The sequence below is a fragment of the Bacteroides sp. PHL 2737 genome (assembly GCF_004115325.2).
Lineage (GTDB): Bacteria > Bacteroidota > Bacteroidia > Bacteroidales > Bacteroidaceae > Bacteroides > Bacteroides hominis.
This window is the reverse complement of record NZ_CP040630.1, coordinates 1,467,279-1,479,117: the sequence shown is the minus strand read 5'-3', so window position 1 is coordinate 1,479,117 and position 11,839 is coordinate 1,467,279. Positions and strand designations below refer to the sequence as shown.

General features: G+C 47.7%; 9 protein-coding genes. 5 read left to right on the top strand and 4 right to left on the bottom strand.

The genetic code is table 11. From position 1 onward, the window contains the following. Positions 1-4 precede the first annotated feature (4 nt). Genes DBK98_RS06145 through DBK98_RS06125 form a run of 5 tightly spaced genes read left to right on the top strand, consistent with a single transcriptional unit; the run spans position 5 to position 7,711 of the window. Positions 5-2,866: an FAD-binding and (Fe-S)-binding domain-containing protein gene (locus DBK98_RS06145; RefSeq protein ID WP_032535548.1), complete on the top strand. Its 2,862-nt coding sequence runs from the start codon at positions 5-7 to the stop codon at positions 2,864-2,866. Between the two features lie 23 nt (positions 2,867-2,889). Further along, on the top strand, positions 2,890-4,053 hold the full coding sequence (locus tag DBK98_RS06140) for an acyltransferase family protein (protein WP_005779079.1): 1,164 nt from the start codon (positions 2,890-2,892) through the stop codon (positions 4,051-4,053). Next, positions 4,050-4,886 (top strand): BadF/BadG/BcrA/BcrD ATPase family protein, encoded by an 837-nt coding sequence (locus DBK98_RS06135; protein ID WP_005811925.1) that lies wholly within the window; start codon positions 4,050-4,052, stop codon positions 4,884-4,886. Before DBK98_RS06140 ends, DBK98_RS06135 begins: the two co-directional genes overlap by 4 nt. Before the next feature lie 25 nt (positions 4,887-4,911). Then, positions 4,912-5,757: an N-acetylmuramic acid 6-phosphate etherase gene (gene murQ / locus DBK98_RS06130; RefSeq protein WP_005811927.1), complete on the top strand. Its 846-nt coding sequence runs from the start codon at positions 4,912-4,914 to the stop codon at positions 5,755-5,757. A gap of 31 nt (positions 5,758-5,788) precedes the next feature. Beyond that, complete coding sequence (locus DBK98_RS06125) at positions 5,789-7,711, top strand: serine hydrolase (protein ID WP_005811930.1); 1,923 nt, start codon at positions 5,789-5,791, stop codon at positions 7,709-7,711. A 66-nt stretch (positions 7,712-7,777) separates the two neighbouring features. Here DBK98_RS06125 and DBK98_RS06120 read toward each other — a convergent pair whose 3' ends face one another. Genes DBK98_RS06120 through DBK98_RS06105 form a run of 4 tightly spaced genes read right to left on the bottom strand, consistent with a single transcriptional unit; the run spans position 7,778 to position 11,838 of the window. Continuing rightward, a complete protein-coding gene (locus DBK98_RS06120) occupies positions 7,778-8,464 on the bottom strand; it encodes a Crp/Fnr family transcriptional regulator (protein ID WP_005811932.1) in 687 nt (228 codons plus the stop codon). A 46-nt stretch (positions 8,465-8,510) separates the two neighbouring features. After that, entirely contained in the window at positions 8,511-9,776 is a 1,266-nt protein-coding gene (locus DBK98_RS06115) for an alginate export family protein (protein WP_005811934.1), read from the bottom strand. Between the two features lie 32 nt (positions 9,777-9,808). Beyond that, a complete protein-coding gene (gene ccsA, locus DBK98_RS06110; protein ID WP_005811936.1) occupies positions 9,809-10,600 on the bottom strand; it encodes a cytochrome c biogenesis protein CcsA in 792 nt (263 codons plus the stop codon). Then, complete coding sequence (locus tag DBK98_RS06105) at positions 10,597-11,838, bottom strand: cytochrome c biogenesis protein ResB (protein WP_005811938.1); 1,242 nt, start codon at positions 11,836-11,838, stop codon at positions 10,597-10,599. Before DBK98_RS06105 ends, ccsA begins: the two co-directional genes overlap by 4 nt. Position 11,839 lies beyond the last annotated feature (1 nt).

Below are 11,839 nucleotides of genomic sequence, written 5' to 3'. Positions count from 1 at the left end.
AACAATGAAAACGGAAAGAAACTATGACGAATTCCTGCGAGACATCAGCCGATTTATCCCACAGGATAGAATATTTACCGACGAGCTCCATCGCCTGGCATGGGGGACAGATGCGGGTTTCTACCGACTGATTCCTCTAATTGTAGTTAACTCGATCGACGACGATGAAGTATTCGAAATGATCTATCTGGCCGACAGATATAATATACCGGTAACTTTCCGCGCTGCCGGAACCAGTCTTTCGGGACAGTCCATCAGTGACTCTGTTCTGATTATAGCCGGCAAAGGCTGGGATCACTACGAACTCTCACCCGATCACGAACAGATTTACCTGGAGCCCGGTATCATCGGACAACGGGTAAACGAGATCCTCGCACCTTACGGACGTAAATTTGCTCCCGATCCGGCTTCCATAAAAAGCGCCATGGTAGGTGGAATCGTAATGAACAATGCTTCGGGCATGAACTGCGGGACACATGCCAACAGTGATAAGATGCTGCTGTCGGTACGTATCATACTCCCTGACGGATATTATCTTAATACCGCCAGCCAGGAATCCCGAGAAAACTTTGAAGAAGATCATCCCGATTTCCTCCGCCGCATCTGCGAGCTACGTGACCAGGTACGTAGCAACAAAGAACTGAGTGCACGTATCCGTTATAAATATTCAATCAAGAACGTAACAGGGTTGAATATTCTTCCCTTCCTCGTATACGATGATCCGTTCGATATTATTGCCCACCTGATGGTAGGCTCGGAGGGCACATTAGCTTTCCTTTCCGGTGTGACTATGAAAACGGAATACGACTATCCGCACAAGGCAAGCGCCATGCTCTATTTCAGCGACATCAAAGAAGCATGCCGTGCAGTGGTAGCCATGAAAAAACTCGTCAACACAGATGGGGAGTGGATTGTAAAAGGTGCGGAACTGCTCGACTGGAAATCCCTGGCTTCTGTGAATGATCCGACGGGAGAAGGGCTAACAGCCGTATTGACCGAAACCAAAGCACGCACACAGGAAGAGCTCAACCACAACATCACTGTCATCGAAGATACATTAAAGGCATTTAAAACCTACATCCCGGTCCACTTTACCGACCGTCCCGAGGAATATTCCAAATATTGGGCAATCCGTTCGGGCATTTTCCCCTCTGTAGGAGGAACCCGTCCTCCGGGAACAACCTGTCTGATTGAGGATGTGGCCTTCCACATTGAAGACCTCCCCGAGGCGACAGCCGAACTGCAACAGCTCATTGCCCGGCACGGATACGATGACGCCTGCATTTACGGTCATGCGTTAGAAGGCAATTACCACTTCATTATCAACCAGTCATTCAGTAATGAAGTTGAAATAAAACGGTATGAAGCCCTGATGAACGACATAAAAGAACTGGTAGTGGACAAATATGACGGCTCATTAAAGGCAGAACACGGCACAGGACGAAACATGGCTCCGTTCGTAAAGCAGGAATGGGGAGAAGAAGCTTTCGCTATCATGAAGGCGGTAAAACAACTCTTTGACCCCAAAGGATTATTTAATCCGGGTGTTATCTTCAACGACGACCCTCAATGCCATATCAAACATTTCAAGCCTCTCTCGCCATTGACAATAGGAGAAGGCTCCGAAGTGACACGCCAGATAGACCGGTGTATCGAATGCGGATTCTGCGAAGTGAACTGTCTCTCGTGCGGATTCACGCTCTCCTCACGCCAGCGTATTGTCATACAGAGGGAAATCTCACGCCTGAAAAAAAGCGGGGAAAATCCGCAGTTACTGGAAACACTGTCCAAGTTATACCGGTATCCGGGTAATCAGACCTGTGCCGGTGACGGCCTGTGTGCCACGTCTTGTCCGATGGGTATCAACACCGGTGACCTGACCCACCTCCTGCGTCAGGCAGAGCTACCGTCCAACAGCACCGGTTATAAAGCGGGAAAATTTGCCGCCAATCATTTCGCAGGAATAAAAAATGCTCTGCGACCGGTACTGTCACTTGCCAATGCGACACACAGCCTGCTGGGAACTTCCAGGATGACTTCCATTACTCGAAAGATGCACAACGTATGGGGACTTCCGCAATGGACACCGGCCATGCCTATGAGCTATAAGATACACAAGAAGGACAACAACAAGGCACCGGATGCAAAGAACAAGGTGGTCTACTTCCCCAGTTGCATCAACCAAACTATGGGATTGGCAAAAAATTCTCCCGTAGAGCAACCTTTGGTTAACAAAATGCTCTCTCTGCTTCAGAAAGCGGGATACGAAGTCATCTTCCCGCCCAAGATGGAGAAACTCTGTTGCGGAACCATTTGGGAAAGCAAAGGTATGCTGGATATAGCCGACAGCAAATCGGCTGAACTGGAAGCCGCCTTATGGGAGGCCAGCGAACAGGGACGGTATCCGGTACTTTGCGACCAGAGCCCTTGTCTGCACCGTATGCGTGCCACTATCCAAAAGATGAAGCTATACGAACCGGCTGAATTTATCTATACGTTCCTGCGGGATAAACTGGAATTCACTCCCACAAACCGTCCCGTAGCCGTACACATCACATGTTCCATGCGTAAAATGGGATTGTCGAATACACTGATTTCACTGGCCGGACTATGTTCAACGCAAGTGCTTGTTCCAGAAGAGGTGGGTTGTTGCGGCTTTGCCGGAGATAAAGGATTCACCCGGCCGGAACTCAACGCTTATGCTTTACGCAAACTACGTCCGCAACTGGAGAAAGCAGGAATCAGTATCGGCTATTCAAACAGCCGCACCTGTGAAATCGGTTTAGCCACTAACACCGGCATCCCCTATGTATCGATTGCCTATCTGGTGGATCAGTGCACTCGTCCACGTGAAACAAAAGAATAACTTAACACTTAAATAAGAATGCAATGAATCAAACAGCCAACAAACGTCTACTTGCCCTCGATGTGTTGCGGGGTATCACTATCGCAGGAATGATTATGGTCAACAATCCCGGCAGCTGGAGCTACGTATATGCTCCCCTCGGTCATGCGGCATGGATCGGCCTGACTCCGACCGACCTGGTCTTTCCTTTCTTCATGTTCATCATGGGCATTTCCACCTATATATCATTAAGAAAGTATAACTTCGAATTCAGTCATTCTGCAGCCTTGAAAATACTTAAAAGAACCATTGTGATCTTTGCCATCGGTTTGGGAATCGCATGGTTCTCCATGTTTTGCCACACTTGGAATTCACTATCCGGCGAAGATATTCCATTCTTCTCCCGTCTGGGGGAATCAGTCTGGACTTTCGGTCACATTCGCATCCTGGGTGTCATGCAGCGATTGGCCCTCTGCTACGGCGCAACGGCTATCATCGCTTTAATCATGAAGCATAAATACATCCCATACCTGATAGCCGCCTTGCTAATCGGTTACTTCATCATCCTGATCACCGGAAACGGATTTGAATACAACAGTACCAACATCCTGGCGGTGGTGGACCGTGCCGTATTGGGCGAGGCACATATGTACAAAGACAACGGCATCGATCCGGAAGGTGTATTAAGCACCATACCTTCGATAGCCCATGTGCTGATAGGCTTCTGCGTAGGCAAACTGCTGATGGAAGTAAAAGACATCAATGAAAAAATAGAACGCCTGTTCCTGGTTGGCACTATCCTCACCTTTGCGGGTTTCCTACTCAGCTACGGCTGTCCAATCAGCAAGAAGATCTGGTCACCGACATTCGCGATTGTCACTTGCGGACTGGCATCCAGTTTCCTGGCACTCCTCGTATGGATTATCGACGTAAAAGGTTATACACGATGGAGCCGGTTCTTCGAATCGTTCGGAGTCAACCCACTATTCATCTACGTGACCGGAGCCGTTCTCTCTATTCTGTTGGGCAACATACTGATACCTTATGACGGTCATACCATCAGCCTTCACGGATTTGTGTATAAGATCATCCTCCAACCCCTGCTCGGCGATTATCCCGGTTCTTTAGCATTCGCCATCTTATTCGTAGGGCTGAACTGGTGTATCGGATACATCCTGTATAAGAAAAAAATATATATAAAGATATGATACTAATAGCAGACAGTGGTTCTACTAAGACCGATTGGTGTGTAGTAGAGCATGGACAGTTAGTCCAGCAGATTTTTACGAAAGGCACTAACCCTTTCTTTCAGTCTGAAGAGGAAATCAGTAATGAAATAGCAACCGCCCTGATTCCTCAATTAAAGACAAACAAGTTCGAGACTGTTCACTTCTATGGAGCCGGTTGCGCTTTCCCCGACAAAATAGAAACGGTGCGCAAAGCCATAGCTGCGCATCTGCAAGTAAGCGGAGAGATTGAGATCAGTACGGACATGCTTGCTGCCGCCAGGGGACTGTGTGGCCATCAACCGGGCATCGCCTGCATCATGGGCACAGGATCGAACTCTTGTTATTATGACGGTAAAAACATAGTCAGCAATGTATCACCATTAGGATTTATTCTGGGTGACGAAGGCAGTGGAGCGGTTTTGGGTAAGCTGCTGGTAGGCGATATCCTTAAGAATCAAATGACTCCGGGACTTAAAGAAAAGTTCCTGGAACAATACAACCTGACGCCTGCCGAAATTATCGACCGGGTATATCGCCAACCGTTTCCAAATCGTTTCCTGGCAAGTTTCTCTCCATTCCTGGTCGAACACCTCGATGAACCGGCCATACGCGAACTGGTTCTGAACAGCTTTAAAAAGTTCCTGAAACGCAATGTAATGCAATACGACTACCAGCATGCCCGGGTCCATTTCATCGGTTCAGTAGCGTTCTACTACAAAGAATTACTGTCGGAGGCGTGTAAGGCAATGGAGATTCACCTGGGAACGATTATCAAGAGTCCGATGGAAGGACTGATTAAATTTCACGAGTAACGTATACGAATTATAGAACAAAAACATGAATAGTAATATAGAAAAATCAGATAAAACATCCTTCGTCAAGATTTCCGAGCAACCCTCGCTCTACAGTGATCTTGAGAAGAAGTCGGTCCGCGAAATACTGGAAGATATCAATACTGAAGACCAAAAGGTGGCTCTTGCCGTACAGAAAGCTATTCCTCAAATTGAAAAGTTAGTCACACAGATTGTCCCCCGCATGAAACAGGGGGGACGCATCTTCTACATGGGGGCCGGAACCAGCGGACGCCTCGGGGTTCTCGATGCTTCAGAGATCCCTCCCACTTTCGGGATGCCTCCCACATTGATCATCGGGCTGATTGCAGGCGGAGATACCGCCTTGCGTAATCCGGTAGAGAATGCCGAAGACAATACCACCCGGGGGTGGGAAGAACTGACGGAACATAACATCAACAGTAAAGATACCGTCATCGGTATTGCAGCCTCAGGTACGACTCCCTATGTGATCGGAGCCATGCATGCGGCACGCGAGCACGGCATCCTCACCGGTTGCATCACCAGCAACCCGAACTCGCCGATGGCCGCAGAAGCCGATGTACCCATCGAAATGATTGTAGGCCCCGAATATGTAACAGGCAGTTCGCGCATGAAATCAGGAACAGGACAGAAGATGATTCTGAACATGATCACAACCTCGGTTATGATTCAACTGGGACGCGTGAAAGGCAACAAGATGGTCAATATGCAGCTTAGCAACCAGAAGTTGGTGGACCGCGGCACACGCATGATTGTCGAAGAACTCGGGTTAGAATATGACAAGGCTAAAGCACTGTTGCTGATGCACGGTTCCGTGAAAAAAGCGGTGGATGCATATAAAGCCGGATAACAAAACCGAACCCTCCTAAACTTACAATACCATGAATACGAAAAACAAAGTTCACTTCTCCCCCATCTCTCTGCAGGAGAGAAAAGGGACGAAATCTCTGCTCACCGCTTTGGCGTTTCTGTTCTGCAGCCTGCAAGCTGTCGCACAACCTCTGCCACGCGTTGCCCCCGAGCAAGTAGGCATGGATTCTCACCGTCTGTTGCATGCCGACGAGGCTATTCAGAAGGCGATCCTTAACAAAGAAATACCGGGAGCCGTACTCGCCGTAGTCCGTCATGGCAAAATGGCCTATCTCAAGGCTTATGGTAACCGGCGGATCTATCCCAATATAGAACCGATGGAGATAAATACCGTCTTCGATATGGCTTCTTGCAGCAAGCCGATGTCGACTGCTGTTTCTGCCATGATTCTGATTGAACGCGGACAACTGCGCCTACTCGATCGCGTCAACCTCTACCTGCCTGACTTCCGGGAATGGCAGGGAGAGAACGGAGAGAAACAGGACATCCGCATTGTAGACCTTATGACTCACACTTCGGGCCTTCCACCTTACGCACCGGTAGCCGAGTTACAGAAAGAGTACGGTTCACCCAATCCGGAAGGGCTCATGAAGTATATTTCCACTTGCAAACGTGACTTCAAGCCTCAAACGAATTTTCAGTATAGTTGCCTCAACTATATCACCTTGCAACATGTCATCGAAGTCATTACCGGACAAAACCTGCGGGACTTTGCCAAAGAGAATATCTTCAATGTCCTGGGCATGCAGCACACCGATTATCTGCCCACTGTACAGCAGAAAGACGGAAAGTGGATAAATACCGTAGATTACCCCTGGATGGATTTGATTGCACCTACCGAGAAGCAAAAAGACGGAAGTGTACTCTGCGGACAGGTACACGATCCGTTGGCGCGCATCCTGAACGGAGGAATCTCCGGCAATGCAGGGGTCTTCTCGGACGCCAATGATATTGCCGTTCTCGCAGCTGCCTTGCTGAATGGGGGCGAATATAATGGTCGCCGTATTCTCAGCCCACTGGGGGTAAAAACCATGCGTACCGTTCCCCGCGAAGTAGCCGGACTGGGACGCACTCCGGGATGGGATGTCTTCTCAGCTTATGCCTCAAATCATGGCGATCTCTTCGGGCCGAACACCTTCGGGCATACAGGATATACGGGTACTTCCATCCTGATTGACCCAGATAACGACACGGCCGTCATCCTGCTCATCAACGCCGTGCATCCTGAAGACGGACACAGTGTAGTCCGCCTCCGTTCGCTGGTTGCCAATGCAGTAGCCGCTTCTATCTGCCCGCCCGCACAAGTATATACGGATCATTATTACAAACGTTTCCTGGAATTTGAAGCAGATGCTCCCATCGGACCGAAGGATATCGTAATGGTGGGCAATAGCCTCACCGAAAACGGCGGAGACTGGAGCATACGCCTGAATAAAAAGAATATAAGAAACCGCGGAATCATTGGTGACGAAGCAATGGGAATTTACCAACGTCTTTTCCAGATATTGCCCGGCACTCCCCGGAAGATTTTCCTGATGGCAGGAATAAACGATGTGTCACACAACCTGAGTGCCGATAGTGTGGTAGAACTGATTACTCTGGTCATAGACAAAATACGAACCGGATCACCATCCACCGAACTCTATCTGCAGAGCCTTTTACCCATTAACGAATCGTTCGGACGATACAAAACAATGACCGGTAAAACCGACCTGATACCCGAAATCAACAGTAAGTTGGAAGCACTTGCCAAAGACAGGAAAATACCTTTTATCAACCTTTTCCCTCTATTTACGGAGAAAGGTAGCAATGTGATGCGGAAAGAACTGACTACGGACGGGCTCCATCTGACGGAGGAAGGCTACAAGATTTGGAGCAAAGCATTGAGAAGGGTGTGTCGAAACTCACCACAGAAGGCACAGAGTAAATTTTAAGCCATTGATTATCAATATTGATAATCTGTGGTGATCTGTGGTGAAAAGACTCTTGGCACAGCCCTTTCAAATATATTCTTTAAGTGCCACCATATCTTCCAGTGTCACCACTTTTTTATTGATTGAAATCAGGCCCTCCTTCATCATCTTATTTATTTCTTTCGAAAGTGCAGGGCGGGTTACCCCCAGATATTCTGCCAACTGGACCTGATTATGCTCCAATATAGCCGTATTCGGAGAAGTCTTATGCTCCATGAAGTAATAAACCAAACGGCTGCGCAGCATCTTGTAAGAAAGAATCCTCAGACGGGTGACCGTACACTTGTTACAATTGCCTGTGACACACAGGAAACGGTGCAGTAAATCGGGTACGGAACTGATCAACTTAAAAACGGAAGTACGGGTAGCCATCAGCAAAACAGAATCTTCGCTGGCAGTAAACGTAGCAGGCAAGAGATTCTTATCGCCAAACAGATGGGGTGTGGCAAAAGCACGGGGAGCACGGATATCTTCTACCTTCACCAGATTTCCTGCCACATCAACGATATTGACCTCCAGTTCTCCCTTCAGCAATACATACAAATGATTGCAATAGGTGTCCTGCTTCAATACGACCTCTTTCCTGGCAACCTCGTACACCGAAAGTTCCAGTTCCAAAGGCAGCCGACGTTGCAAACTGACATCCATATCCTTAAATAAAGATATCTGCCACAAGATTTTTTGATATTCGTCTGTAAACTCTACTTTTACCACAATGCTTGTCTTTTTAGCAAAGATAGCATTTTCTCCCGTACCAATCCTACCACTTGGTAAATAAAATACGCGGATTGATGTTCAGTGTCAGCCATCCCCAGTCCTGCCAGCTCTTATGGCTGCCACCTTTTACAATGTCCATATATTTAGTTCCAAGCATGGTCGAATAACCGGCTGTCAGTTTTACATCTTTCATCAAAGTATAATCTACCTGCAAATCGAACTCCGATCCCAGACTGCGTCCTTCTTTACCGTCTGTGGCCGTTACGTCATAAGTCGTAGAAAAATGGTGATAATTCAGTGAGAACCCTATCTTTTGGGTCGGCTTGAAGTCAACACTGAGTATTTTGTCCCACAAACCTTTGTTATAAGCCGATGCATAAAAATAATCCATTCCTCCATAGAATTTATGATGTGTCCCGTAAAGCGGATCAAAAGTAGTTACCTTCTTACTGTCGGGATCTCCGCTCAGGTAGTCCGTGCCGAGGCTTACACTCCACTTTGGATCAATCTTATACCCGGCTTTCAAGCTGAACATATAAGCAGATACCTTCTTGTCGGCTTTGTTTTTACCCGACTGGTAATAGACGCTACCGTTCAGCAACCATGCCCCGGGTGTATACACCAGATAAGTACCCATCGTCTGCATATTAGCAGTTTTACCCTTTTCTTCCGTCCCTGTTTCAAATCCGGTATTCATAAAAAGCAGTGAAGCAGTGAAATCTTTAGCCCACCGGCCATTATACCATACCGTTTGCATGGTTTTATAAGGCTGTCCACCGGGAGCATAATAAGTGCCACCATAGGAACGATCTTCATTATTCTGATTAAAAGCCAGTATCAAATGCAACTTGTGCATCTTGCTTTCATACCCCAACTTCAATGCATCGTGGAAGCGGCCTGCCACATTCCAGTCCAGTCCGCCAAGCAGACGTTCATCATCATACGAGAGTGGCTGACGCCCCAACTGCGCAAACAGACCTTTTGAAAAATCAAGCCGTGCCCAAGCTTCGTGCAAAATAAACCGTCCGTTTTTATCGATCTGCGGATCCTGCCCCCACACCCCTACATGCTGTGCAGCAAGTTTCATTTGCAGGCGATCGCGCTGATAACCTAAGGATAGCCGTGCCCGCTCGTTGATAAAGAAAGTCGGACTTGCGCCTTCGGGACGGGGGTTCAACACTCCATTGCGGTATTCACCACGAGTACGTATTTGTGCATCAATTGTAAACTGATTCTCCTTTTGTTGCTGTGCAAAGGCGGACAGCGGTGCAAAAAGCATTGCTGCCCAGATTAGATTCGTGATTCTCATAACTCAATTAGTAATTAGTAGTTAGCGATTTATCAATTCAAATTATACGTATGTACGCTGGTTCCCTGTGCCGATGGCAGATAATTAATGCCATACCAACACATTTGCAGCAATGCAAAACAGATGAGGAGCCCGACAAGTGCCACACGTACTTTTTGCCGCCTGTTCATCCGGTAGTGGATATAACAGAGATAGCCTATCCACGTGGCTGCCGCCCAGGTTTCCTTCGGATCCCAACTCCAGTAATGCCCCCAGGCCTCTTTAGCCCACAAAGCTCCGAACAACATTCCCAATGTCATGAAGGATAGTCCTACATTGACCAAATTATCACACAGTTCCATCTCACGTTCTTCGGTAGCTTTTTTCTTGATCCAAAGCAGGTATACCGCCATAACGGCCGCTGCGCCCAACATAGCATAAGCAAACATATATACAATGACATGCGGTGCAAACCAAGGACTTTGCAAAGCAGGCATCAAGGTTTTATTATGTATCTCGGGTTTAAACAGGTTGATACAGATGAATACAAGCGAAAGAACAAAGCTGAAACTCAGAATCCACTTATATCGCCAGCGGCTATAAGTGATGATGCCCGCCAAAGGTAAAAAGAAAGAATACCACAATCGGGTTTCACCCATTGTACGCATCGGAGGCCGTTCCAATGAAATCCACATCCCAAGGATAAAAGCAAAAAAGACGGCCAGTCCTGCCAACGTGGCTGCATAAACAACAAACTGGCGTTTCTCTTTCCATGCGGCAACGGCACCGATAGCCCAACACAGAAGAGCTGCCATGGCAAATATCACAAAATGATCCCAACTCATACGTTGTCCTCCTTTCTTTTCTGTGACAGGGCGAACAGGCAGACAGCTCCGGCTATCATCATCCAGATACCGGTATAAACCACCGGTAACCACGGATCACGAACCAGTTCAAACACGCTTATATCGCTCCAGCGACCTTTCGACTCGTCATAACTTAACTGATATATTTTCCATCCCTCCAACTCAAAAGGTTTATTTACCTCAATCGTAGCCGAATCACGGCGTCCCGACTCCGTATAAACTTTCACCTCGGATGCAAAACGGCGAGGTTCACGCTCAGGCATTACCAAACTGGTCTGATCGTCAAGACGGATAGCCTTATAAGGAAACATAAAACTGCCACAACTCACCCATCCTTCATGTTTCCGGCCTGTTTTATCATTCACTGCCGTCAGATAGACAGCATAAGCAGCTCCCATTGAAGGAAAGTCCACAAAGTTCAAAGTATCCTGAGTCGCTACACTGGCTGCCAAAGGGAGTTTCTTCTCTATGTGGATTTCCCAATCGAGCAAATGCCCGGCATGAAAATCATCTTCAATCAGCAGGTTTTCCGGCTTCCCGACCGGCAGTGCTTTACCTGTTTCATTGTCAATCAACATCAATTTCGGGGGATATTCATCGATCGTAAAGTTCTGAAGCTCGATAGCCAAAGGCAGCTCCCGCATTTTCTGATTTTCATCGGAAGCCCGCCATTCGGCTTGTCCTATCTTTGTAGTCATATGCAGACGCTCCATATCGGCATTTCCCAATACAGCTCCGGTCAGTGCAAGGAAAAGTCCCAGATGGTTCAGCACAAAAGGAACGTCCCGCCAATGGAAATGATGAATCCGCCGAATGGTGGTCAACCCCAACAAAGTGACCATCCAGAGGAACAACAGCACAAACGAACAGGCGGACAACATTTGGGAAAATCCCAACCAGGTTTCAATACCGGACAAAGGTATATCGGACTTCACCTGGCGGATCAGTCCCATCACTACAGTGAGCACGGCCACTGACACCATGGATGAAACGGCAGCCTGACAGCTCCCCATCCACCGGATAAAATAACTCTTTTGTGAAAAGGTGTAGGTCGATAACAAGATAACGACATATAGCAACCCTACACACACATTCACAGGGTAAGAAAGAATGGAAAGTGTGCACTTCCCCAACGTCATTTGCAGGAAAATGCCTGTCAGAAAAAGTCCGCCACAGATGGCGAACCCTTCTTTATATCCCCAAGGTTTCTGCCACATA